This window comes from Vibrio casei, assembly GCF_002218025.2.
Taxonomy (GTDB): Bacteria; Pseudomonadota; Gammaproteobacteria; order Enterobacterales; family Vibrionaceae; genus Vibrio; species Vibrio casei.
This window is the reverse complement of record NZ_AP018680.1, coordinates 1,456,555-1,480,700: the sequence shown is the minus strand read 5'-3', so window position 1 is coordinate 1,480,700 and position 24,146 is coordinate 1,456,555. Positions and strand designations below refer to the sequence as shown.

Sequence of the window (24,146 nt, the reverse complement as noted above, 5' to 3'; positions counted from 1 at the left end):
GGATTAATCACAATGAAATTCAACGAATCATGGCTTCGTGAGTGGGTTAACCCTGCGCGTTCTTATGGACAAATAGCAACTGACGAGTTAACACATCAAATTACAATGGCTGGCCTAGAAGTCGATGACGTACTTCCAGTTGCTGGCAGCTTTACTGGCGTAAAAGTGGGTAAAGTAGTGGAGTGTGGTCAACACCCTGATGCTGACAAATTACGAGTCACTAAAGTTGATGTTGGCGCAGAAGAATTATTAGACATCGTTTGTGGCGCATCTAACTGTCGCCAGGGCATTAACGTTGCTGTTGCGACGGTTGGTGCTGTTTTACCAGGCGATTTTAAAATCAAGAAAGCTAAACTACGTGGTCAGCCATCACACGGCATGCTGTGTTCATTTACCGAACTCGGTATCGACGTAGAATCTGATGGCATCATGGAGTTGGCAGACGATGCTGTTATCGGTACGGATTTCCGTGAATTTTTAGGCCTTGATGATGTCACTATTGATGTTGATCTAACCGCAAACCGCGCAGATTGTTTCAGCGTTCGTGGTATGGCTCGTGAAGTTGGCGTATTAAACCGCGCTGATGTTATAGAGCCTTCAGTTAATGCAATTACTCCTTCGATTGACGATACCGTTTCAATTGAAGTAAAAGCACCAGTTGCCTGTCCACGTTACCTTGGTCGCGTGATTAAAAATGTGAATGCCAAGGCGCAAACGCCACTTTGGATGCAAGAAAAACTGCGCCGTTGTGGTATTCGCTCTATTGATCCTGTGGTTGATATCACTAACTTCGTTCTATTAGAGCAAGGCCAACCAATGCACGCATTTGATCTTACTAAGATTGAAGGCGGTATTGTGGTTCGCATGGCTGAGCAAGACGAGAAGCTAACACTACTTGATGGTACCGAAGCGAAATTAAACGCAGATACTTTAGTGGTTGCAGATCACAATAAAGCATTGGCGATTGCAGGTATCTTCGGTGGTGAAAAATCTGGCGTAACTGCTGAAACTAAAGATGTATTACTTGAGTGTGCCTTCTTCGCACCGGATCATATCCGTGGTCGCGCACGTAGTTATGGCCTACATACTGATTCTTCTATGCGTTTTGAGCGTGGTGTCGATTACGCACTGCAAGCAAGTGCAATGGAACGTGCAACTGAGCTGCTTGTTGAAATCTGTGGCGGTGAAGTGGCGCCTGTTGTAACGGTTGAATCTGAAGCAGATTTACCTAAGCCAAACAAAGTCGCATTACGTCGTACTAAACTAGACAACCTATTAGGCCATCACATTGCCGATAGCGATGTGGTTGAGATCTTAGAGCGTCTAGGTATGACAGTTGAAGCGACTTCTCTTGAAAACGGTGCTGAAGGCTGGACAGCGGTTGCTCCGACATGGCGTTTTGACATCGCGATTGAGCAAGATTTGATTGAAGAAGTCGGCCGTATCTACGGTTACGACAACATTCCAAATCAAGCACCGGTTGCTGCGCTTAGCATGAACGATCACAAAGAAGCGAATCTGCCTCTTAAACGCGTACGTAATCTTTTAGTTGACCGTGGTTTCCAAGAAGCGATTACCTACAGCTTCGTTGAACCTGAACAACAAAAACTGATTGTACCGGGTGTTGAGCCGTTAATTCTACCGTTCCCAATTTCAGTAGAAATGTCAGCGATGCGTCTTGGTTTAATCCAAGGTCTATTAAACACCGTTGTTCACAACCAAAAACGTCAGCAACCACGCGTTCGTTTATTCGAATACGGTTTACGTTTTATTCCTTGTGAATCTGCTGAAAATGGCATGCGTCAAGAGCCTATGCTGGCAGGTGTAATCGCAGGTACTCGTAGCGAAGAACATTGGGATATCGAAACTAACACGGTTGATTTCTTTGATCTTAAAGGCGATTTAGAAGCGGTTCTTGAACTGACTTCAAATGAAATAGCGTACAGTTTCGAGCCTGTAAGTCATCCTGCGCTTCACCCAGGTCAATCAGCAGCGATTGTTGTTGATGGCGAACCTGTTGGTGTTATTGGTACGGTTCACCCAGAGCTTGAGCGTAAGTTTGGCTTAAATGGTCGTACTATCGTATTTGAAATTGAATGGTCAGCGATTGATTCACGTGTGATCCCAGAAGCAGTAAGCTTATCTAAATTCCCAGCTAACCGTCGTGATATTGCGGTTGTTGTGAAAGAAGACGTGGCAAGCGGCGATATTGTTAACGCATGTCTTGCTAACGGTGGTGAACTTCTGACTGGCGCGAAACTGTTTGATGTGTACCGTGGTAAAGGTGTGGAAGAAGGTAATAAGAGTTTAGCGATTGCGCTTAGCCTTCAATCAACTGAGCGTACATTAGAAGATGCGGATATCGCGGCTTCTGTTGATGCCATTGTTGCCGCGTTAAGTGATCAATTTGGTGCGTCATTACGTGATTAAACGATACCAGTAATTGAGCTGTATTTCTAATCCGCTGTGTTTCGACATGGCGGATTTTTTTATGTCATAACCATATAAAACATTATTAAATCAAAGGTTTTATTGATGTTTATGTAACTCATCTCTCAGTTAATTAGTTTTAAACACGGTATAAAAGTATGGCAATTTTCATTAGGACGTTGAATGACTGTTAGCATTATGTTTATCGAACAAAGAGTCGAGGACATGATGTGATCTTGCTGTCTTTGAATACGATTTTAAATACGGCTTATAAAAAAGAATAAGGATATCAGATGCAAAAAATGACCAAGACACTATTAGCGACGACAATTAGCCTATGCCTTGCAGCGCCTACTTTCGCTGCGCAAGTTCCAGCGGGGGTTGATTTAGCTGATAAACAAGAAGTAGTTCGAGGGAATGGTGATGAAGTGCCAACCCTTGATCCCAACATGTCTTCAGATACGGCAAGTTCACGTGTGATAGCGGATATGTTTGAAGGCTTAGTGACAGAAGATCTACATGGCAATATTATCCCAGCTTTAGCGAGTAAATGGGATGTCTCTGAAGATGGAAAACAATATACTTTTCATTTACGTGACGCGAAATGGTCAAATGGTGATCCTATCACCGCCAACGATTTTGTCTTCAGCTTAAAGCGTATTGTTGATCCTAAAACGGGCGCGCCTTACTCGTGGTACATCGCGATGGCAAGTATTGTTAATGGCGATGAAATTACCAAAGGAGAGAAACCTGTAGATTCATTAGGCGTTAAAGCTCTTGATGATAAAACCCTTCAAATAACGTTAACCAAGCCAGTACCATATTTTACTAAGATGCTGGCGCATGAAAGCACTTTTGCATTACCAGAACAAACAGTAAACCAATTTAAAGAATCATGGACAAAACCTGAGCATATTGTGGTCAGTGGGGCGTATAAACTTTCTGATTGGGTTATAAATGAAAAAGTCGTTTTAGAACGCAATAAGCAATATTGGAATGACAAAGAAACGGTCATTAATAAAGTAACCTATTTGCCTATTTCTGATGTGAATGCGGAGTACAACCGTTTCCGGACAGGGGAAATTGATATTACCAATGTGGTTCCATTAGAGCTTTATCAAACCATAAAGAAAGATCGACCTGATGAATTGCTCACCATGCCTTCACTAGGGACATACTACTACTTGTTTAATATGGAAAAAAAGCCATTTGATGATCCAAGAGTTCGCAAAGCGTTAGCGTATTCACTCGATCGTGATGTCATTGTTGAGCGAATTCTAGGGCAAGGTCAATTACCAGCTTATACCAATACACCTCCTGCAGTCGCAGGCTTTGAAGTACCGAAGCTTGAATGGGCAGATATGTCCCAACAAGAAAGAAACCAAAAGGCTAAAGCTTTATTAAAAGAGGCTGGATTTGATAAGGAGCACCCACTTAAATTTGACCTGGGATATAACACCAGTGAAGCGCATAAAAAGTTAGCGATCGTTGCAGCCTCTATGTGGAAGAAGAATTTGGGTGCAGAAGTTGAGATTGCTAATCAAGAGTGGAAGACGTTTTTACAAACGCTGTCATCGAAAAACTTCTCGGTTGCACGTTATGCTTGGATTGGTGACTACAATGAAGCTTCTACTTTCCTATCATACTTTGATTCTTCAGGTTTAAATTATGGTGGTTGGAGTAATGCCGACTATGATTCGGCACTAAAAATGGCGTCATTAGCAAAAACAGAAGATGAGCGTAAGAAACTTTATCAGCAAGCAGAGAAAATTTTTGCGAAAGAAATGCCTGCTATTCCGGTCTACTTTTATACCCGTTCTGTTTTGAAGAATAAAAATGTAGGTGGGTATAGCAAAGATAATGCTTCAGATCGTAGATATACAAGAGATCTGTATATTACGAAATAAGGCGGGCGAGTGTAATTTAATTTACAAACATTATGTATTCATTTGACTGATTTGTTTTTTGTATTTAATCAATCAGGACTTTAATTCTTATATTGTTTAAATATTAAATAAGTTATTGAAAAGAATATATAAAGTGAATTATCTATTTATGTAATATTGTAGGTGTTTGATTTTTTGAAAATAAAGAGTAATTCTAAAATATATGGCAACTTACTCTGCTAATAAAAAGAAAGATCGACACCGATTTTTAAGGGTTTGCAAGACTTAACAGATAAGCTGAATTCTCGTCGTGATAGGCTGAACAAAGGGAAGGCGTTTAAGCTATGAGGTAGGGTTATAACATGATAATGGAATTTTTTTATTATCGGTTTGTCTTACTACCTGACAGTAAACAACGTAAAAACCACTGAATTTAAGTGGTTGCTTTTATTGGTGAAGTTGGTATAAAAGCGAAGATTTTTTGCTGTAGTATGAATTTTTAATGAATTTAATACGAATTACTTAACGTTAACAATTAGATTATAATGTCGCTGTTGGTGTTATAGGTGATTTAATTCACTGGTTATGTGGAATTGTTTGGTAATAAATATATCTTGATAAGGATTTTATAGTTTAAATTGAAACCTATCATTAACAAACCAAACTTAGCATGATTAAAAAAATTTGGCGAAAATCATAAGGTTGGCATACACTTTCGATGTTATATTCAGCTTTAAGCTTGCTGACAATGTTAATGCTATAAATGCCACATAATCAGTGGTAATAAATGAGGGATGTTTTATGGCGCTCACTAAGGCCGATTTGGCTGAAAACCTGTTTGAAAAACTTGGTTACAGTAAACGTGATGCTAAGGATACTGTAGAAGTGTTTTTTGAAGAAATTCGTAAAGCATTAGAGAAGGGTGAACAGGTTAAATTGTCTGGTTTTGGTAACTTTGATCTTAGAGATAAAAGTGAACGACCAGGACGAAACCCTAAAACTGGTGAAGATATTCCAATTTCTGCACGTCGGGTTGTCACATTTAGACCTGGTCAGAAACTAAAAGCTCGTGTTGAGAATATTAAGATAGAAAAATAACACACGCTAAGGTTGGAACCAAAGAAGGTCACTACGGTGGCCTTTTTCTTTTTGTGTTTTAAACATAGGCTGGAAGGTGAGAATGCAAGATCAAGAATTTTGGCACAGCCGTTGGGCGGAAAATCGTATCGGTTTTCATTTAGATGATGTTAATCCGCTATTACCAAAGTATTGGTCACAGGTAATACCAACTAAAGATCAATCTGTTTTAGTTCCATTATGTGGGAAATCCGAAGATCTGGTTTGGTTGGCTGGTTATCATACGTCGGTGACGGGAGTTGAACTAAGCAATATCGCCGTTCGTTCATTCTTTGCCGAGCACTTTTATACCCCAATGGTAACCTCTTTAAACGGGCAGCATGAGCTATACCAATTTGATGAACTCTCGATTTACTCGGGTGATTTTTTTACCGCTCCACTGGATACCTACGATTTAGTTTATGATCGTGCGGCCTTAATTGCACTGCCTCCTGAACTACGGATATTGTACGCAGAGCGAATTCGTCGTTTACTCAATTCAAACGGTAAGATTTTATTAGTTGGATTGGACTATGTTCAGAATGAAATGCAAGGCCCTCCATTTAGTGTGCCTGAAGAGGAAGTTTTTCAACTTTTCTCGGGGATGACAATTACGCGTTTAAAGCGAGATGAAGCGAAAGAAAGCCACCCTAAGCGACAAAATGGTTTGTCTCGTTTTGCAGAAGAAGTGTGGTTGATTGAAAGTTAATCATCGAATCCGATTTGGATAATGAAGTTTTTTCATCCAAATCGGACATTTAAATTACGATAACTTTAAAAATGTGCTGTGATTTTACTGGCTGAGTTTATAGCATCCTTTATGGCCGATTCGATAGAGTCTCGATGAGTAAGAGTGACTCCTAAACGCCGACGGCCAGCAATTTCAGGTTTGCCAAATAAACGAACTTGAGTTTGTGGTTGGCAAAGCGCATCTGCAACACCATCAAAAGTAATGGATGACGATGTCCCTTCAGCGAGTATCACGGCTGAGGCGCATGGCCCATATTGAGTAATATTATTAACGGGTAATCCAGTAAAAGCTCGTACATGAAGTGCAAACTCAGAAAGATCTTGAGAAATCAGAGTGACCATCCCTGTATCATGAGGTCGTGGAGATACTTCACTAAAAATAACATTGTCTCCTTTCACAAATAACTCGACACCGAAAAGACCAAACCCACCTAAAGCATTAACGATTTTTTCTGCCATTGCTTCAGCAGAGCGTAGAGCGCTCTCTGACATCACTTGTGGCTGCCAAGACTCTCTATAGTCGCCATCTTCCTGTCGATGCCCAATAGGTGCACAGAAATGGACACCATCCATCGCTCTTACGGTTAATAATGTGATCTCGTAATCAAAGTCAACAAAACCTTCGACAATGACACGCCCAGCGCCTGCTCGGCCACCTTCTTGTGCATATTGCCATGCGGCATCAATATTGGCTTCCGTTTGAATGATACTTTGGCCTTTACCTGAAGAGCTCATTATGGGCTTTACAACGCATGGCATAGAGACAAAATCAATAGCCGACTTAAATTCTTCAAAGGTATCGCAGAATCGGTAAGGTGACGTTTCAATCGATAATTTTTCAGCTGCTAATCGACGAATACCTTCACGGTTCATTGTGAGTTTTGCTGCATTGGCAGTCGGGACAACGTTAAAACCTTCTTTCTCCAGTTCAACTAATGCATCGGTTGCTATCGCCTCAATCTCAGGAACGATATAGTCTGGTTTTTCAGTTTCAATGATGGTTTTAATCGCATCACCATCTAACATATCTACGGTGTAGCTACGGTGAGCGACTTGCATGGCAGGGGCATGACTATAACGATCTAAGGCGATAACTTCTAAGCCTAGTCGTTGACACTCTATAGCCACTTCTTTACCAAGTTCTCCTGAACCGAGTAAAAGGACTTTTGTAGCAGAGGAGGTGGTAGCCGTTCCAAACATTTGTGGTTCCTATCATGACGAAGATTGATTCCTATAGGAAGGATTTTACCTCTCAAGCAATCGTTTGCGCAATGATTTGTGGCGAGTTTTTATAACGGCTGAACGATTACCCACCAATAATATTGGTGGGTAATATTTTATAAGGAAATATAAGTAATGCTGATGTCGGGATCGATCGCCTCTAATGTTGATTGTGTTTCGGCAAGATGGCTTATTGTCCCTTGTGAGTGTTCTACTAATACAGCGTTATCAATATCCTTTAAAACGTTCCCAGAAAGAAGGAGTAAATTAATGGCGACTTGAAGTGGGGGTAAGCTTGGATTGAACGCTGCATTTTCAGCGTAGCTACCATTAAATATGCTGCCATTTTTTAGCATTAATGCCACGCCACTATGGTTTTGTGTATAAGGGGCATGGCTTATATTCATGGCTTTAAGCGCTGATTTAACCAGTAGTGACTCATCGTTTAATTGATAATCTTGGGAAGTTTTGCCCATTAATCGAGCGTCGATATTGAGATCTTTAGGGCCAAAGGATTCGGGTAAAAGATCTTGTAACGTATAAGCGGGGCGATTGGGCAGTTGAATGGCTAAATTTTCGATTCCATTTAGTTCATTCATAAACTGGCGACAGTGACCGCAAGGCGTGTAGTTTATCGTAATGTTTTTAAGGCCAGTTTCCCCCTTCATCCATGCATGGCTAATCGCCGATTGTTCTGCATGAACGGTTTGCCCTAATTGAACCCCTTGAATTTCTATATTGGCACCAAAATACACGGCGCCCGAATTACCTTCTGCGATAGCTCCAACATGGAAATCTGAAATAGAACAATAAGCACGAGCAGCGGCAAGGGGAAGCAGAGCAAGTTTGAATTCAGTATCTGATAATGCCGATTGTGCTAATAAGCCTGAGTATTGCTCGGCGGTGAAATGACCATTAAAGTGTTCATTTTCCATTATTGCACTGATTGAGTCGGCAACATCCGCTGGCAAGTGGTTAAGTAATTCAGAGTCGATTGGCTTCATAGTCGTGGTTCTCTTTAAAAAATTCTTCGTCATCAAAGGTGACCTGATTCACAATTAAAATGTAAGTTTAAATTTAATTTCATATTAAACCAACTATTGATCAAATTATGAGGCCTGCTCGATGAATTTGATAATTATCTTAACCAAAACATTATTTGTGTCTAAAAACTAAAAACTAAAAACTAAAAACTAGAAACTAGAAACTAGAAACTAGAAAGGAGCCATTATCGGCTCCTTCCTTACTAGATCCAAGTCACTTAAATACATATTGAATTGGGTTATCCGATAAAACCACCAATCCATAAACAAAAGGCAAAAAAGGCAGGAGCGAGTATTGACGTGATAATGCCACAAGTGACTAATGCTAAAGAACTAAATGCAGCATCTTCGGCATTTTTTTCCGCACTTGTTGCTGTACCTAATGCGTGTGAAACTGTCCCCATCGTTAATCCTCTAGCGATGGGGTGCGTTACCCCTAAAGCCGTGTAAATCGGGTAGGCAAACACGGATCCAAAGACACCAACGATTAAGACCAATATAGCGGCAATTGCGGGTTCTCCGCCCAAGCTTTTTCCTATTTCCATTGCGATTGGCGTCGTAACCGATTTCCCCATAAGACTGGCGACTAAAGTTTGATCTGTATGAAGTGCCACGGCAATTAAACCAGCAGAAAGCATCGACATGCAACTACCAACCCCGCACGCCAAGAAAATAATTTTCCAGTTCTGCCTTATTTGAGGGAGTTGCTCATAAAGAGGGTAAGCCAGCGCGACAACGGCGGGTTGCAGCAAAAAAGTCATCCAATCATTTTGTGCATAATACACGTCATAAGGGACATCCAACGCCATCAGGATAGGAATAATAATGACAATACTAAGCAATAATGGATTCGCTAAAGGGCTTTGCACTTTTTGGGCAAACCAACGTACAGCAAAAAAGACGGCGAACGTAAGGAGTAACCACATGATCATGACTCCTTATCTGTTTTAAGCGTTAGAATTTTTTGTAGGCCTAACGCGAGTACAACCAATACCAAGGTAGTGGCACCAACACTGCTGGCGAATATGGATAAAGCGTTATCCACCAGTAAAGGGAGGTGGTCCATTAGTCCAACACTGATAGGAACAAATAAAATAATCATATAACGAATGAAAAGTTGTGCGCCTGGTTTTACCCAGTCTACTTTTACAAGCCCTGAAACTAAGAGAGCAAAGAGGATTAACATGCCAAAAATGCTGCCGGGTACCGACAGTAAAAAAAAGTGTTGAATGGCATTTCCTGCCCATAAGCACAACATGATGAGTGCAAGAGAAAGGGCATAATTTAAAATTTTCTTAGGCAAGTTGAACTCCTTGGAGAACAAGCAAATAAAATAAGCGCTCAAAATGAGAGTGAGCGCACGGCTATTCGTTTTTATCGTTAAGAGATTAAAGATTCGACATATTGATAAACAGATTTCAATATGTCTATTTTTGCGGCATCACTTTCATATTCATAGGCTAAGTTTTCTAGGTTTAGCATGTATTCTTCAATATTGCTTTCATAATACTCTCGACAGTGTGCAAGCCACTTTTGTTGCTCGGTTTCAGAGAGAGTCCATGGAAAATGACGCGCACGATAACGAAAGAGTAACGGTTCAATGCGAGCATCTTTTACCGATAAATCTAAAGTTCCTAATTTTTCAGGCGCGGTTTCCCGAATAATATCAATCGTTGCTTTATCGGCAGGTGAGAAAAAACCACTGTATAGCTGTGTATCGACATTATTATCTTGGGCATATTCCCGTTCAATATTGTAGATGGCGATGAGCTTTTCCCTTATCTCTGGATGTGATTTTAAAATCGCGAGATTATCTAAACATTGTTTGCGATCAATACCGATTCGATCGGCATTTTCAGCGGTAAGCGTTTTGGCTGGCGCGAGAACAGGGCACTTATTAAGATGCACAAGTTTAAGAGGAACCGGAAGTTCATTAGGCGCGAGATCATCACGTTTGGTGTACATGCGTTGATGTAGAGTTTCAGCATCTAGCTCAATCAGTGGCGTTGGATCCATTGCCAGGTTAACGGTTATTACCGCATTGTTATTGGTAGGGTGCCAAGCCATAGGCACGATCCAACTAATATTGGAACACTGAACACCAAACATGCCAGAAACATGCACGAGTGGCGTCATGTTAACAATATCGACTAGTTCATTGAGTTTACGCTTGTGGCGCATACTTAATAAGTAGTTAAACAGTTTCGGTTGGGCTTGCTTGATTTTTTTGGCAAGTTCAATGGTAGCAATAACATCGGCCATCGCATCATGCGCATTAGCGTGTTCAATGCCATTGGCAACGGAAAGGTGCTCTAATTTAAAGCTTGGGAAGCCTTCATCATTTTCTGGCCAGTTAATCCCTTCAGGTCGCAGCGCATAGCAAGTACGCATAATATCCAGTAAATCCCAGCGTGAATTGCCATTTTGCCAAGACCAGGCATACGGATCGTAAAAATTGCGATAAAGCGTATAACGAGTGACCTCATCATCGAAACGAATACTGTTATAACCTAATGACGTGGTATTGGGCTTGGCGAGTTGCTCATGAATCTGACGAATAAATTCCGGTTCGGGTAGCCCTTTTTGCACGGTAAGTTGAGGCTTAATGCCCGTGATTAATGCCGCTTCTGGAGAAGGAAGATAATCGCTAGGAGGTTGGCAATAAATCACCAAAGGTTCGCCAATAATATTAAAATCCATATCGGTACGAACGCCAGCAAACTGACTTGGTCGGTCTTTTGCCGGATTAACACCCCATGTTTCATAATCGAGAAAGAAAAAGGTAGGGGCGTTGTCGTTACTCATACGGACTTCCAAAAAGTTATTGTCTTTAATATCGGTATATTACCCCTAACTACCGCGTAAATAAATGGCTTCCAGTTTTTCGACTCGTTTTTAATCTATGGTTAACGACTGTGTAACCGATAACGGCTACCTTCTTTAACTTGCTATGCTTTACCAACTTGTAGTTCTGAATGCCGTAACGAGCTTGGAAAGGTACGAAATAAACGTAATAACAGTTACTGCTGGTTATATAACCAGTGCTTTCGTTTTTCTACCATTACGCAGACTAACTGGCAAAGTGCCGTATTTTCCAACTTACATCAAAGTAATGGTCTAAATAGTCATTATTATACAGAGTGTTAAAACCTTATTGATGTATAGTAAAAAATTAAACAGGCAAACGGCTGTCAGGAAAGGCGGCACTTTGCCGTCTAATAAGCGTTATGTTCTTAGGATGGTACTGTGGTTACTCCAATAATAATTCTTTTAATTCTTTCTTCTCCGTTAGGTCTCGCCTTTGTTTATTCAAAATTCAGAGGGGGGGCTGTGGATATTAACAAGTATGCTTGTTGGGGCTTAGTGATCCGCACCAGCAGTTTTGGACACCGAGTTAAGTGAGTACAATCACTAACGAGGTGAACCATGACAAGCAAGAAAAAACGTATTATCCATTCCCCTGAATTTAAAGCAGAAGCCCTGAAGCTAGCAGAGAAAGTGGGAGTAGCTGCGGCAGCGAGACAACTGTCGTTACACGAATCCCAGATCTATGGTTGGCGTAAGTCAGCTAAGAGCGACACCAGCACCAGTCAGCGGGAAAAAGATCTAGCCGCTGAAGTTGCCAAACTCAAACGACAATTGGCTGAGCAAGCTGAAGAGCTAGATATAGTAAAAAAGGCCGCCACCTACTTCGCGAAAAACCTAAAGTAGATTGCTACGAATTTATGCTCGAACACCTGCTGTGCTTCAGAGTTGCCCGCATGGCTAAGGTGTTCGGTGTTTCACGAAGTGGGTTTTATTACTGGATTAAGCATCGCCACAAGGCCATCCAGCGCGAGGTAACTCGGCAAGAGCTTGATACGAAGGTCAAAGAGGCTTTTGATAATAGCAAAGGTCGTGATGGCTCAAGGCGCATCCAGAAAGAGCTGGCTGAGAACGGTGATAGCCGTAATGTTAAAACCATTGCCGCCAGTATGAAGCGGCAGGATTTAACGCCGAAAGCGGCACGTAAGTTTAAGTGTACGACGGACAGCAAACATAAAATGCCAGTTGCTCCGAACCTGCTGGCTCAGGATTTTAAGGCAGAGGCTCCGAATCAAAAGTGGGCGGGAGACATCACCTATGTTGCGACAAGCGAAGGCTGGCTGTATTTGGCGGTAATCATTGACCTTTATTCCAGGCAAGTAGTCGGTTGGTCTATGGATACCAGAATGACGGCAACTCTGGTTTGCGATGCGTTATCAATGGCCTTGTTCCGTCGAGGGTTCCCTGAGCAGGTTATCGTTCATAGTGACCGAGGTAGTCAGTACTGCTCAAAAGATTATCGAGACATCATAACTGCTTATAATCTAAAGCAAAGTATGAGTAGGAAAGGAAACTGCTGGGATAATGCTTGTGTTGAGAGCTTCTTCCATTCATTGAAAGTTGAAGCGATCCAGTATGAGCCGATCATGACGCGAGACGAGATGCGCCAAACGATCTTTGAATACATAGAGGTTGATTATAATCGGACAAGAAGGCACAGTGCTCTTGGGTATCTAAGCCCAGTTAACTTTGAAAATCAAAATGTCGCTTAATGAAGTGTCCAGTCTGGCTGGAGCAGATCATAGGTCTGGCATTTATATTTTTCTTTATTGGTCACATTGTAAAAACTGACGGAATGGTTGAAATGCTGCCTTCTTGGGTACCTTTCAAAGTTACGTTAATATATTTTACAGGCGCTCTCGAATTAATAGTTGGTCTTGCTCTTTTTAAACCTAGTCTCCAGCCGATCGCAGCAAAATTTGGTATTCTCATTTTTATATTGTTTTTTCCTGCAAATATTTACGCTGCGTTAAATAGTGTTGGGCTAGGTGGTCACCAATGGGGATCTCTTTATTTGCTAATACGTACGCCATTGCAAATCATATTAATTGCTTGGGCATATTTTTTGTGTGTAAAGAACATAACAAGGCATTTAAACGGAACTAAAACAGTTGGTTAGGTTTCGCTACGCTCCACATTATAACCAACAATTTTAGTCCGCTTAATGCGGCGTTATATCAATTTAGAGATAGGTGCAAAAAATAATGAAACTATATGAGAATGTAGTTATTGGAAACTTTCTTTATGGATTAGGCTACTCTGTTGGTACTAAGAAAGGCGGAAATGAGGTTCTGTCGGTCGTAAACCTGCTTCAACAAACGCCAGCAGACAAAGAGTTGGGCGATGTACTTTTAGAATTTCCTGGAGTTGTAAAACTCATAGAGTTTAAAAACAAAGCTGGCAGCTTAAAAAAAGAGATGCAAAGACACTCTCAATTAAAGTCGGCATTGGGAGAAGACCATGCAAATATTTCTTTGTCTAAGAGTATTCACTGGTATGTTGAAACTGAGCCTTTTAATGATCTTTGTGTAAATAATATCAAACCTTATCTGGATGCTTTTGATAGTAGTGTTAACGATAGTTTTACATTAGAAACTTTTATTGAAAAAATTGTAGACGATGTATTTAGTAACGATACCACTTTTAGCGATGATGACTTTAAGGACTATTTGAGTTTGGTTGATCTGCTCCAGCCAGACTGGACACTTCATTAAGCGACATTTTGCTGTTCAAAGTTAACAGGGCTTAGATACCCAAGAGCACTGTGCCTTCTTGTCCGATTATAATCAACCTCTATGTACTCGAAGATCGTTTGACGCATCTGGTCTCTCGTCATAATCGGCTCATATTGGATCGCTTCAACTTTCATCGAATGGAAGAAGCTCTCAACACAAGCATTGTCCCAGCAGTTTCCTTTCCTACTCATACTTTGCTTTAGATTATAAACAGTTATGAGGTCTCGATAATCTTTTGAGCAGTACTGACTACCTCGATCACTATGAACGATAACCTGCTCAGGAAATTCGCGACGGAACAAAGCCATTGATAGAGCATCACAGACCAGCGTAGCCGTCATTCTGGTATCCATAGACCATCCGATTACTTGTCTTGAGTAAAGGTCAATAATTACTGCCAAGTACAACCAGCCTTCGCTTGTCGCAACATAGGTGATGTCTCCCGCCCATTTTTCATTCGGAGCCGCTGCGTTAAAGTTCTGAGCCAGCAAGTTTGGAGCAACTGGCATTTGATGCTTGCTGTCTGTCGTGCACTTAAATTTACGTGCCGCTTTCGGCGTTAAATCTTGACGCTTCATACTGGCCGCAATGGTTTTCACATTGTGGTTATCACCGCTCTCAGACAGTTCTTTTTGGATTCGCCTTGAGCCATCTCGGCCTTTGCTGTTATCAAAAGCTTCTTTGACCTTTGTATCAAGCTCTTGGCGAACTGCCTCGCGTTGGCTAGCCTTATGGCGATGTTTAACCCAGTAATAAAACCCACTTCGGGATACCCCGAATACCTTAGCCATACGTACAATATTGAAGTACATCAGGTGTTCGAGCATAAATTCGTAGCAATTTACTTTAGATTTTTCGCGAAGTAGGTGGCGGCCTTTTTTACAATTTCTAGCTCTTCTGCTTGCTCAGCCAACTGCCTTTTGAGCTTGGCAACCTCTGCGGCTAGCTCTTGTTCTCGCTGACTAGTATTGGTGTCTTTCTTCGAGTTCTTCCGCCACCCGTAGATTTGAGATTCATGTAAAGAAAGCTGCCTTGCAGCCGCAGCTACTCCCACTCTCTCTGCTAGTTTTAGGGCTTCTGCTTTAAATTCAGGGGAATGTTTAATTCTAGTTTTCTTAGTTGTCATTGTTCACCTCGTTAGTGATTGTACTCACTTAACTCAGTGTCCAAAACAGCTGGAGCGGATCAGGTTGCTAGGTGCCAAGGTACAGGAGAGGTAGGAACTGGAGGTATAATCATCGCAGTTTCTGAGAGTGGAATTAAGTATTTCCAGTTTACGGACATTATGCAGCTCAGGTTACAACATAAAGAATATGTGAATGAGATAAAGAATCAATTTAATAAAAGTATAGAGGCTAAAAAAAGTCTTAATAGAACCAAAGGTTTCGATAGGGGGATAAGTCGATAATGGAGAGGTTAGATAAGTTATTTGATGCAGCTGCTAATTTGCTTGCTGCAAGTGAGAAAAATGAACAAAGATTTTTAAATGCAATCACGTCAATTGAAAAGGCTAACCGGAGTGTTAGTAGAGTTGAGTCAGAGACTAAAAGAGCAATAAAAGAGTCTACCCAAAATGCATCAAGTGAAATAGCGGATAAGGTTTCGGAGCAATTATTTAAAAAACTTGAAAATGCGCATGTTAAAGCAGAACAAGCAGCGTCCAGGTATGAGAAAGCAAGCAGATACTCGGTGTTAAAACTATCTTTCATTATGCTTATATTATTAATTTGTGTTGCAATTAGTATTTGGTTCCTATTTGTCAAAGATATTCCCACTATAAATGAGATTAACGAGTTAAGAAGTGAGAAAGCGCAACTTCAAGCTCAGATAGAGAAGCTTAATCAGTATGGTCACATCACGAGTTGTGATGGTAAATTGTGTGTTTCTGTAGATAAAAATGACAGCTATAAATCTAGTGATGGTAAGGTTATTTATTATGTAATAGCCCCTCGAGATAGTAAAAATTGATATAACAAATAAGGATAGGTGTCGCGCAGCCGACACCTTATCTGGGTGTTGAACAAGTCCGAAGCTGCTTATTATTGTAAATTGGTCTATATTATTTTTCGGTAGGCAATAGATTCTGTTTTCCTTCAGACATGCTTAACCCTGATAAAATTAAAGTGTAATATTATCAATCGGTTAATTCCTTATTTATTGTCTTTCTTTGATTGTCTCTCCTTTGTTTAGTGGTCGCCATTATCCTTATATTTTAGCCTTTCGGCTACCTCGTTCGACTGATCCCAACGCATGACATTTCATGCTGACAGCAAGGGCAAAGCCGAAAGGCTTTGCTCCGTACAACATTGGATTCAGCTAACGATGGGGCTAAATTAGGAATGAATAACAGCTGGATTTTCCGCCGTAATGTTCTGGCATTACCTCGTAAAAAACCATAATCCCTCACGCGTTGTAACCCTTTTGGAAGGACATGCTGCAATATCAACCATAAAAACTTGAGCACAGGTAAGGTTCTTTGCTTCCAACGTTGATCTTGCCCATTTTGATATCTAAATGTCACGTTTGAATCGGTAATTCTTATGATGTCTTTATCGGCTAAAACACCACGATACAAATAACGTGAAAGGTATTTTAAGGCGGGTAATCCATACCCAATATGCCGACAATCAACCACCCAGTGTGGTGGTATCTTGGTTGGTAATCTTAGATTTGGGTGTTGAGCAATCGCCTCGATTAACCGAGCTCGCCATACTTTAGCAAGCGCAAATTCATTAAAAAGATAGCGACAATTACCCTTGTGCCATTGATGTTTTTTCTGATCATAAGTGCCCGAAGGCACGATGATATGTAAATGAGGATGAAGATCGCGCTGGCGATTGTGAGTATGCAATACCGCAGTAAAACCGATGTCTCTTTTGTGTTGTCGCTTGGCAAAGTCTTTTAAAACAGATGCTGCTATTTTAAACATCATTGGATATAAAATATCACTGTGGTATTGAGCAATGACGCGTAATTGGTAAGGCAAGGTAAAGGTTGCCATAAAATAATGCACAGGCAGTAACTTACTTCTTTGTCGCGCTAACCAATCGGATGTGGTGGTGTGTTGACATTGAGGGCAATGCCGATGTCCACAGGACATCGGTACACGGTCGTCATGCTGGCAGCGTTGGCAAAACCACTGTGAACACCCTTGTTGAACCGTTCGGCAACGAAGCATAGCGTATATCGCACGTTTGGATTCATGCGATAATTGATTCTGATAGGCCGCTAAAAAGTCATCATGATGTTGTTTTAAAATATCAATAAGTATGCTCACTTTGACCTCCAATCAATCTCTAGCTTAGAAGACAAAAGATTGAGGGCCACAATGGTATCTTTCTGCTTTAGTGGGGTAAGTTGAGTGTATCTTGCCGTTGTATTTAAACTGGCATGCCCGAGTAAATGTTGAAGTGAACGAAGATCAAGTCCTTGCTCAAGTAGATGAGTAGCAAAGCAATGGCGTAATGAGTGAGGGCTAATATGCTTATGTATTCGGCAATCTCTTAATACTTGTTTGAGGGCTTTTTGTATTCCACCGCGATCCATTGGACTATTGCGACCATTTCCCAAACCGGGAAAGAGCAAAGTGGGATGACGGTGTGTTTTCCAATAGTTTCGTAATGCATTAAGTAGCGGTGTTGATAGGGGGATCAGGCGGTCTTTACCGCCTTTACCATCCCGAATATGTACTTGCATTCCAGCGCTATCAATATCATGCACCGTTAAGCCAAGGCCTTCACCTAACCGTAAACCCATACTGTATAGAGTGAAAAAGAAGACTTGATAGCGATATTGATGCGTGTTGTTCAATAATAGGTTGATTTGAGAAGGTGTAAGCATATCGGGTAACCGTTTTACTTGTGGTGGCTTAACAATGTTTAACCATTCCCATTGTTTTTCTATCGTATAACGATAGAAAAACTGCAAACCATTTCGATCCAGTTTAACAGTGCTCCATGAGTGGGATTTGATTAATGCTTCGAAGTACTGTTTTAGATCTTGCGTGGTTAAGGTATCGGGCGGGCAATCAAAATAGGCGGATATACGACGTAGCGCACGAGAATACGCATCAATGGTGGCAGGTCGCTTCCCTTGCAGTGTTAAATTGCTAAGATGTTGTTGATAAAGAGAATCAAAGTGAGCTTGTTGTTTGATGTTCATGATTTTACTCCTGCTAGGTATTACGATGTGGTAATACATTCAGGAATAAGTATGGTGTTTTAGCTGTTCTGCCGCGCAGCGGCTTCGTTCAACAAGTCATTTAAACGGAAAATTAACAGTTGGCTATCGCTTCGCGATTATAGCCAACCATTAATTTCCGCTTAATGAGGCGTTAGGTGTTTAATCATGGATTTGAAATCATTAGCAGAATTTAAAGATGTTACTCAACGTTTTCATTCATCTTATCATTTGGCAAATATTGCATTGTCAGATCTCTCTGAAAATCTTTTATCTAAGGATAATAAGAGCGCCTATGATGATTTTATTATTAGAGATAAAAATAGTAATGAAGTAATTTCTAAAGTTTCTTACTTTCATACTTTAAAAGGACTAAAGCACGATGGTCCTATTAGCCAGGTTATTGCACATGGTTTTCTAAACTGGATTTATGCGGCATGGAATGATAAGTACCGTGAACTTATATCTAAGGAGCTAGGAGTGAACTGCAATGAAGTCATGTGTAATGTGATGGGGGATATTAGAATTCTTCGAAATTCTATTTCTCATGACTTTGGTTTTATTGAAGCTGACTTAATAAAATTAACAGAGTTAACGTGGTTTCCTAAAGGACGAATTATTCTGATGAGTGAAGATATCGGTGTTTGTCAAACTAGTTGTCGCGATCACTACGTTATGCACTCTCAGCCTTGACACTATTTTGTTCAGGGTTTAAGTACACTTCTTTTGGTAAATCCCAATTACGGATATTACCGCTCCAGCGCTCAGGGTGAGCATCTTTAGCACCTTGATAAACTTCTTTTCTATTAGCCAATATGTCACCCGCTAATCCTGAATGCCTTTGATGTGGGCTGACGTATTTGATGCCACTATGTTTGTGGTTAAAATTATACCAGTGGCTAAATTTCAACACCCAACTACGCGCCTCATCAATTGTTGAAAACCCTTTATACGGATAGTCAGGGCGATATTTACACGTTTTAAATATCGACTCAGCATAAGCATTATCATTGCTCACCCTAGGACGATTAAAAGACGACACGACACCTAAACTATAAAGTGTTTCAAGCATTGATGAGCCTTTCATTGGGCTTCCATTATCCGAATGCAGTACCAGAGGATTATCTTTAACTCCTTCTTTTAAATGAGCTTTCTTAATTAATATTGATGCATTTTCTGCTGATTCGTCATCATGAATTTCCCATCCAACAATCTTTCGACTAAATATATCGAGTATCAAATATAAATAAAAATGCAGCCCTTTAGCGGGGCCTGGTAACCAAGTAATATCCCAACACCACACTTGGTTTGGCCCTGTAGCACAGTGTGTCGTCGGTACTTTTCTCTCTTTTATCTGACTACGTCCGCGAGCGTTTTGCTGTTTTTCTTCATGAAGAACACGATAATATGTTGATTCAGAAGCAAGATAAATACCCTCATCTGCTAATGTAGGGACGATTTGGCTTGGTGGTAAGCTCTTAAAATCATCGCTATTAACGATGGCTAATATGTTATCTCTCTCTGCTTTTGATAGCTTATTTTTTGGCTCAGGGCGCTGAGATATTGGTCTACCATCTGTTTTTATGTTCCCGTCAACAGTCCAACGTTGATACGTCCGGACACTGATCCCAAGTTCACGGCAAGCTTTAAACTTTGGCGCACCAGAACTCACAGCTTCATTAACTAGTTTAACTGCTTGAATGCGAGCTGAGTCGAGGATCATTCGTCCTCGGCTTCCCCCCAGATCGCATTTGCTTTTTTTCTTAACACCAATAGTGCTGCGGTTTCAGCGAGTGCCTTATCTTTTCGACGTAGCTCCTTTTCTAATTGATTGATCTGTTTTTTATCTTTCTTTGTTTCGGTGGAGAAGGCTTTTTCTTGCTCTTTAACGTTAGCGTTTGCATCTATACACGCATTTCGCCAAGCCGATACTTGTTCCACATAAAGACCTTTGCCTCGACAATATTCCGCTAACTCAGCTTGATTTAAAGAGGCTGTTTCCAACACGACTGAGAATTTATTTGCTGATGACCACTGCTCAGCATTCTTTCCATCACCTGGCACTAAATGCCCCTTATCAATTGCTTGTTTTCGCCAATTATACAAGGTTGATTCACCAATCCCCATCTCGATTGATAATTGGGCTATTGCTATATTATTTGGAGGCATCATCTTCTGAAGAGCCGACTCTTTGCTTTGCGCTGAATAATGTTTCATTGTTACTCCACGCCCTCTGTTTAATGGTTGAATATTAAGCGCGACAACTAGTCTGACAGAGAGGGATATGGATAAAATACAGATAAAGATAAATCAGATGGTTGTTTATATAAAAAACACCTAACAAATAAGGATAGGTGTCGCGTAGCCGACACCTTATCTGGGTGTTGAACAAGCACGAAGCTTCTTATTATTGTAAATTGGTCGATATTAGTTTTCAGGAGGTATTTGACTGTTCTTTTCTTTAGATAATTTAACCGTGATAAAATTAAAGCACGATATTATCAATCAGTTAATTCCTATTTGTTTTTTTGAGCGTTTACTCGCAACGTGCAGACGCGAAGCTGGCATAAGATTGGGTAGAATTTAATGCAACCAACCTCGCGTGTTCTCCTATTGCCGTAAGAGGTTAACGAATCATCAGCCAAGCGCCTGGTGCAATTACATCAACGTACACATCAGCTGCTACAGCTTTATCCATGAGAACTGAGACAGGTTCAATAAACAGGTCGTAAGTTGAATGATGGATGGGTAGGGTTCGCTCTGGTTGTAGCTGCTCAATTGCCATCATGGCATCGTTGGAATCCATGGCAATTTTCCCTAGAGGCCCATAAACACCTACGGCACCAATATGAGGAATAAACAAATCAATGTTCCCTAATGGTGTTAAAGCCGCTAGAACTGAATTGGTAATGAAAGAATCTCCGCTCCAGTAAACAGTTTTTTTATAGTCGTCTTTTACAAACTCAAGCCAATAACCGTTACCAGCACCGAGCAATGATAATACTTTTGGATTTTCACTATGGAATGCAGGTAGGGTCGTTACGCTAACTTTAAAGCCGTTCTCGCTTACTTGCCATGTATCGCCCCAGTCAAGCAATGTTTGTTTGCTAAACCCTAGCTCTGTCAGTAATTCTTTGTCTGCGCTTGGTGCAATAATTGGCAGTTCTTTATCTAGGTCACGGCGTGCAACTTGATCAAAATGATCCTCATGACTATGGCTTAATAAAATGAAATCCCATTCTTTCGGTGTTATGGCTGGTAATGATTGCATTCTTCTATGGTCCTTCACCATTGGCCCAACACTAAGATCAAAATTTTCATTAGGGTCGGCCATGCGATAGGCTTTTTCGCCTACACCTAAAGCCGGATCGGTAATAATTTGAATGTCGCCGAATTCAAATATGAGGGTAGAAGCACCTAGCCACTGGATATTTAATGTGGTGGCGTTGGTTGGTACTGCGCTTATGAGTAATGTGCTGGCAAATGCCAATTTAACTGTTTTCTTCATTTCTAACTCCTGTTTGTGGAATAAGGGCTAGACTAGCAAATCTCAATTGTTAAACTAGAGTGTTCAAAAATAACTAGTTGTTTGGAATTTATTGACAATATGACTCATATAGAAACGCTTCGAACATTTTGTTTAGCCGCAGAGCTTAATAGTTTTTCGGCTTCTGCCCGTCACTTAAATCTACCTCGAGCGACGGTTAGCCAGAGGGTGTCGCAACTGGAGGACGCAGTAGGTGTGCGGCTGTTTAAACGAACGACGCGCAAGATAGAACTATCGCATGAGGGGAAGATTCTGTATAAGGCAGCCAAAACATCGCTGGCAATACTTTATGGCACCGTTGATGAAATTCAGCAGGAACAGGAGCTTACTGGTAGCATTCGTTTATCTGTACCGGCTCTTATGCCCAATAATATGATGTCTGGTTGGATACAAGAGTTTTCCTCCGATAACCCCAGGGTCAGTATTGAAATTATTGCTTCCGATAGTGTGAGTGATTTGGCTTTTGATAATATTGATATTGCGATTAGGGGAAGAAAGGTTACCTCGGATAAGCTTGTTTGTCGTCTCTGGCAATCTGTACCCATGTATTTAGTCGCAACGCCAGACAGTCTGAAATTTAGATCGATTGATGATCCAATAATGGATCCTCTTGGTTGTTATAAGCCTATTGGCAACGCTAAACCGCGGCAATCACAAATCAGTTCAAATGATTTACTGACGACATTAAAGCTTTGCTTAGCAAGTTATCATGCTGCATATTTACCAGCATCAATGGTATCTCACCACCTAGACCAAGGCGACTTACAAACAATCGAAGGACTCTGTGAGCTTAGCAACCTGGATATATATTTGGTTTATGAAGCCGTGCCGCTTCTATCACCGACAGCAAGATCAATGGTGATGTTCCTGCAAGAAAAGATGACTAAGGCTGGCTAACCAAATGTAATATGAGAATAACCAGACGAAGCCGGAAGTGCTAATAACGCTAATATTACTAGCCCTGAGTTACATTGTTATTCTGAAAAACTATTTTTCCGTTATGGATAGCTTAGCTCTAATGAACTCACTGTGGTTAACGTATAGCAATTCAGCAACTTTTCGAATAACGGCTTCTTCGATGGGATCAAGGTGATCATCGGCGTAAGCCACTTGCCACATAGCCTGAATTAATTCAAAGCGTTGTTCTTGCTCTAAATTACGTAACTGGTCGGTAAACTCATAGACTGACGCTGAGCTTTCCGAGCGAACTTGAGCTTCATTCAATAATTCTTGAGCTTCGGTATTAGTGATATCAATCAGTTTCATTAGCATATGAACTTGTGCGTTTTTTTCTTGTTCGTCAACAATGTGATCGGCTTGTGATACTTGACAAAGTAGGGCGGCAATTGCGAGATCGGCATTACCTGAAGGATTTGAGGCGTTTTCAGCGCCTTCAGTTAGCTGATTAATGAAGGCTTTTAAAGATTGAATCATAAATATCTCGCTATTGATGGTTATTTATCACCATATAGTTAGCTTTATGGGCACAAAGTTCAAGTAAAGAAAGACGTCGCTATTTCCATTTGTGTTAAATTTAAGCATCTAATGGATAAGAAAAACTATTTTAAGGGATGTTTACAAAATCTATATCACTGATTTTCAGTCTGAATTATGATTGTCCGTTTGACGTTAGGGGGAGTTGTTATGGCTGAATTGGATCACACAGTATTACTGGCAATGGGCATCATCTTTTTGGGCGCGTTCGTGCAAAGCGCGATCGGTTTCGGTTTGGCCATTGTTGCCGCGCCATTATTGTTTTTAGTTTCTCCCGATTATGTGCCAGCGCCAATCGTTATGGTTGCCTTGTTTAATTCTCTTTTTAATGCTTATAAGTACAGAAACAATATTGCCATAGGTGGATTGAAAATGGCGATTTATGGACGAGTTCCCGGGTCAATTGCTGGTGGTGTTTTACTTTTGTATGTTTCGAGTGCAGCTTTATCGTTATGGCTTGGCGGCATGGTGCTACTGGCGGTATTAATTAGTTTGTTGCCATTACGTTTTGAACCAACCCCCAATCGAATGGCGGTCGCAGGTTTTTTCTCTGGGTTTATGGGAACAAGTTCAAGCATTGGTGGGCCACCGATGGCATTGATTTTACAACATCAAGATGCTTCATCGTTACGTGGTAACTTGGCGGCGTTTTTTGTGTTCAGTTCGATTATCTCTTTGATTGTCCAATATTTCATTGGTTATCTTACTTGGCAGCACTTTGTTATGACGCTGCCATTATTACCTATGGGGTGGCTGGGCTATGTTGCCGCTCAAGTGGTGGTGAAATATGTTTCTAAACAGTGGATACGGATTTTCACCTTGGTGCTTTGCTCTGCCAGTGGTTTAACCGCTATCTTCCGCGCCTTTTCTTAACTTTCTT

The 24,146-nt window shown here is 40.9% G+C and carries 22 protein-coding genes; 11 read left to right on the top strand and 11 right to left on the bottom strand.

The genetic code is table 11. The features are described from left to right. The first annotated feature begins 12 nt into the window (after positions 1–12). From pheT to VCASEI_RS07075, 4 genes are all read left to right on the top strand, one after another. The gene (gene pheT / locus VCASEI_RS07090) at positions 13–2,430 is read left to right on the top strand and encodes a phenylalanine--tRNA ligase subunit beta (RefSeq protein ID WP_086963323.1); all 2,418 of its coding nucleotides are present in this window, start codon (positions 13–15) and stop codon (positions 2,428–2,430) included. A 293-nt stretch (positions 2,431–2,723) separates the two neighbouring features. After that, positions 2,724–4,337 carry a peptide ABC transporter substrate-binding protein gene (locus VCASEI_RS07085; RefSeq protein ID WP_089110640.1) on the top strand — a complete coding sequence of 538 codons (1,614 nt, stop codon included), beginning with the start codon at positions 2,724–2,726 and terminating at the stop codon, positions 4,335–4,337. A gap of 780 nt (positions 4,338–5,117) precedes the next feature. Further along, positions 5,118–5,414, top strand: a complete 297-nt coding sequence (gene ihfA / locus VCASEI_RS07080) for an integration host factor subunit alpha (protein ID WP_086963327.1) — start codon at positions 5,118–5,120, stop codon at positions 5,412–5,414. Between the two features lie 82 nt (positions 5,415–5,496). Next, positions 5,497–6,141, top strand: a complete 645-nt coding sequence (locus VCASEI_RS07075; RefSeq protein ID WP_086963329.1) for a thiopurine S-methyltransferase — start codon at positions 5,497–5,499, stop codon at positions 6,139–6,141. 65 nt (positions 6,142–6,206) lie between these two features. Here VCASEI_RS07075 and purT read toward each other — a convergent pair whose 3' ends face one another. The 5 genes from purT to sbcB form a co-directional block, all read right to left on the bottom strand. Further along, positions 6,207–7,382 (bottom strand): formate-dependent phosphoribosylglycinamide formyltransferase, encoded by a 1,176-nt coding sequence (purT, locus tag VCASEI_RS07070; protein WP_089110641.1) that lies wholly within the window; start codon positions 7,380–7,382, stop codon positions 6,207–6,209. A gap of 137 nt (positions 7,383–7,519) precedes the next feature. After that, positions 7,520–8,407 carry a cytidine deaminase gene (cdd, locus tag VCASEI_RS07065; RefSeq protein ID WP_089110642.1) on the bottom strand — a complete coding sequence of 296 codons (888 nt, stop codon included), beginning with the start codon at positions 8,405–8,407 and terminating at the stop codon, positions 7,520–7,522. 278 nt (positions 8,408–8,685) lie between these two features. After that, positions 8,686–9,372 (bottom strand): CidB/LrgB family autolysis modulator, encoded by a 687-nt coding sequence (locus tag VCASEI_RS07060; RefSeq protein ID WP_086963334.1) that lies wholly within the window; start codon positions 9,370–9,372, stop codon positions 8,686–8,688. Positions 9,373–9,374: 2 nt separating this feature from the next. Continuing rightward, entirely contained in the window at positions 9,375–9,749 is a 375-nt protein-coding gene (locus VCASEI_RS07055) for a CidA/LrgA family protein (protein ID WP_089110643.1), read from the bottom strand. A gap of 77 nt (positions 9,750–9,826) precedes the next feature. Further along, a complete protein-coding gene (gene sbcB, locus VCASEI_RS07050; RefSeq protein WP_089110644.1) occupies positions 9,827–11,251 on the bottom strand; it encodes an exodeoxyribonuclease I in 1,425 nt (474 codons plus the stop codon). Positions 11,252–11,872: 621 nt separating this feature from the next. Here sbcB and VCASEI_RS07045 point away from each other — a divergent pair. The 3 genes from VCASEI_RS07045 to VCASEI_RS07035 all read left to right on the top strand — a co-directional run bounded on the left by VCASEI_RS07045 (position 11,873) and on the right by VCASEI_RS07035 (position 14,025). After that, positions 11,873–13,023 (top strand): IS3 family transposase gene (locus VCASEI_RS07045; protein ID WP_110957751.1). Its coding sequence is split into 2 segments (ribosomal slippage): positions 11,873–12,116 and positions 12,116–13,023, totalling 1,152 coding nucleotides; the frame shifts between segments, so codons are not numbered across the junction. Continuing rightward, entirely contained in the window at positions 13,023–13,430 is a 408-nt protein-coding gene (locus tag VCASEI_RS07040; protein WP_197709567.1) for a DoxX family protein, read from the top strand. Before VCASEI_RS07045 ends, VCASEI_RS07040 begins: the two co-directional genes overlap by 1 nt. An 85-nt stretch (positions 13,431–13,515) precedes the next feature. After that, positions 13,516–14,025: a hypothetical protein gene (locus VCASEI_RS07035; RefSeq protein WP_238321371.1), complete on the top strand. Its 510-nt coding sequence runs from the start codon at positions 13,516–13,518 to the stop codon at positions 14,023–14,025. Here VCASEI_RS07035 and VCASEI_RS07030 read toward each other — a convergent pair. Then, positions 14,022–15,172, bottom strand: a protein-coding gene (locus tag VCASEI_RS07030; protein WP_110957783.1) for an IS3 family transposase whose coding sequence is annotated in 2 segments (ribosomal slippage) — positions 14,022–14,929 and positions 14,929–15,172 — 1,152 coding nt in all. Because the reading frame shifts where the segments join, the coding sequence is not laid out codon by codon here. The two genes, VCASEI_RS07035 and VCASEI_RS07030, sit on opposite strands and share 4 nt — an antisense overlap. Positions 15,173–15,453: 281 nt before the next feature. Between VCASEI_RS07030 and VCASEI_RS07020 the strand changes: the two genes are divergently transcribed. Then, a complete protein-coding gene (locus VCASEI_RS07020) occupies positions 15,454–16,014 on the top strand; it encodes a hypothetical protein (protein WP_086963344.1) in 561 nt (186 codons plus the stop codon). Positions 16,015–16,270: 256 nt separating this feature from the next. On the opposite strand, the gene VCASEI_RS07015 is transcribed toward VCASEI_RS07020, so the two are convergent. After that, positions 16,271–17,323: an IS91 family transposase gene (locus tag VCASEI_RS07015; RefSeq protein WP_110957782.1), complete on the bottom strand. Its 1,053-nt coding sequence runs from the start codon at positions 17,321–17,323 to the stop codon at positions 16,271–16,273. After that, complete coding sequence (locus VCASEI_RS07010) at positions 17,320–18,207, bottom strand: site-specific integrase (protein ID WP_086958505.1); 888 nt, start codon at positions 18,205–18,207, stop codon at positions 17,320–17,322. Before VCASEI_RS07010 ends, VCASEI_RS07015 begins: the two co-directional genes overlap by 4 nt. 186 nt (positions 18,208–18,393) lie before the next feature. On the opposite strand from VCASEI_RS07010, the gene VCASEI_RS07005 reads away from it, so the two are divergent. Beyond that, positions 18,394–18,918 carry a hypothetical protein gene (locus VCASEI_RS07005; protein ID WP_110957788.1) on the top strand — a complete coding sequence of 175 codons (525 nt, stop codon included), beginning with the start codon at positions 18,394–18,396 and terminating at the stop codon, positions 18,916–18,918. Here the strand turns inward: VCASEI_RS07005 and VCASEI_RS07000 are convergent. After that, positions 18,899–20,442, bottom strand: a protein-coding gene (locus VCASEI_RS07000; protein ID WP_110957763.1) for an IS3 family transposase whose coding sequence is annotated in 2 segments (ribosomal slippage) — positions 18,899–19,977 and positions 19,977–20,442 — 1,545 coding nt in all. Because the reading frame shifts where the segments join, the coding sequence is not laid out codon by codon here. The two genes, VCASEI_RS07005 and VCASEI_RS07000, sit on opposite strands and share 20 nt — an antisense overlap. Before the next feature lie 409 nt (positions 20,443–20,851). Further along, the gene (locus VCASEI_RS06995; protein ID WP_089110762.1) at positions 20,852–21,733 is read right to left on the bottom strand and encodes an MBL fold metallo-hydrolase; all 882 of its coding nucleotides are present in this window, start codon (positions 21,731–21,733) and stop codon (positions 20,852–20,854) included. A gap of 99 nt (positions 21,734–21,832) precedes the next feature. On the opposite strand from VCASEI_RS06995, the gene VCASEI_RS06990 reads away from it, so the two are divergent. After that, a complete protein-coding gene (locus VCASEI_RS06990; protein ID WP_086958499.1) occupies positions 21,833–22,669 on the top strand; it encodes a LysR family transcriptional regulator in 837 nt (278 codons plus the stop codon). Between the two features lie 90 nt (positions 22,670–22,759). Here the strand turns inward: VCASEI_RS06990 and VCASEI_RS06985 are convergent, their stop codons facing one another. Continuing rightward, positions 22,760–23,206 carry a tellurite resistance TerB family protein gene (locus VCASEI_RS06985; RefSeq protein ID WP_086958497.1) on the bottom strand — a complete coding sequence of 149 codons (447 nt, stop codon included), beginning with the start codon at positions 23,204–23,206 and terminating at the stop codon, positions 22,760–22,762. A gap of 210 nt (positions 23,207–23,416) precedes the next feature. Here VCASEI_RS06985 and VCASEI_RS06980 point away from each other — a divergent pair, with 210 nt between their 5' ends. Then, positions 23,417–24,139 (top strand): sulfite exporter TauE/SafE family protein, encoded by a 723-nt coding sequence (locus VCASEI_RS06980; RefSeq protein ID WP_086958495.1) that lies wholly within the window; start codon positions 23,417–23,419, stop codon positions 24,137–24,139. The last annotated feature ends 7 nt before the right edge of the window (positions 24,140–24,146 follow it).

Excerpts from the sequence above, each read along its gene's own strand:
- VCASEI_RS07005 (WP_110957788.1), top strand. The coding sequence starts at position 18,394 with ATGGATTTGAAATCATTAGCAGAATTTAAAGATGTTACTCAACGTTTT.
- sbcB (WP_089110644.1), bottom strand. The coding sequence starts at position 11,251 with ATGAGTAACGACAACGCCCCTACCTTTTTCTTTCTCGATTATGAAACA.
- VCASEI_RS07075 (WP_086963329.1), top strand. The coding sequence starts at position 5,497 with ATGCAAGATCAAGAATTTTGGCACAGCCGTTGGGCGGAAAATCGTATC.
- VCASEI_RS07040 (WP_197709567.1), top strand. The coding sequence starts at position 13,023 with ATGAAGTGTCCAGTCTGGCTGGAGCAGATCATAGGTCTGGCATTTATA.
- VCASEI_RS06990 (WP_086958499.1), top strand. The coding sequence starts at position 21,833 with ATGACTCATATAGAAACGCTTCGAACATTTTGTTTAGCCGCAGAGCTT.
- VCASEI_RS07060 (WP_086963334.1), bottom strand. The coding sequence starts at position 9,372 with ATGTGGTTACTCCTTACGTTCGCCGTCTTTTTTGCTGTACGTTGGTTT.
- cdd (WP_089110642.1), bottom strand. The coding sequence starts at position 8,407 with ATGAAGCCAATCGACTCTGAATTACTTAACCACTTGCCAGCGGATGTT.
- purT (WP_089110641.1), bottom strand. The coding sequence starts at position 7,382 with ATGTTTGGAACGGCTACCACCTCCTCTGCTACAAAAGTCCTTTTACTC.
- VCASEI_RS06995 (WP_089110762.1), bottom strand. The coding sequence starts at position 21,733 with ATGAAGAAAACAGTTAAATTGGCATTTGCCAGCACATTACTCATAAGC.
- VCASEI_RS06980 (WP_086958495.1), top strand. The coding sequence starts at position 23,417 with ATGGCTGAATTGGATCACACAGTATTACTGGCAATGGGCATCATCTTT.
- VCASEI_RS07020 (WP_086963344.1), top strand. The coding sequence starts at position 15,454 with ATGGAGAGGTTAGATAAGTTATTTGATGCAGCTGCTAATTTGCTTGCT.
- VCASEI_RS06985 (WP_086958497.1), bottom strand. The coding sequence starts at position 23,206 with ATGATTCAATCTTTAAAAGCCTTCATTAATCAGCTAACTGAAGGCGCT.
- ihfA (WP_086963327.1), top strand. The coding sequence starts at position 5,118 with ATGGCGCTCACTAAGGCCGATTTGGCTGAAAACCTGTTTGAAAAACTT.
- VCASEI_RS07010 (WP_086958505.1), bottom strand. The coding sequence starts at position 18,207 with ATGAACATCAAACAACAAGCTCACTTTGATTCTCTTTATCAACAACAT.
- VCASEI_RS07035 (WP_238321371.1), top strand. The coding sequence starts at position 13,516 with ATGAAACTATATGAGAATGTAGTTATTGGAAACTTTCTTTATGGATTA.
- VCASEI_RS07085 (WP_089110640.1), top strand. The coding sequence starts at position 2,724 with ATGCAAAAAATGACCAAGACACTATTAGCGACGACAATTAGCCTATGC.
- pheT (WP_086963323.1), top strand. The coding sequence starts at position 13 with ATGAAATTCAACGAATCATGGCTTCGTGAGTGGGTTAACCCTGCGCGT.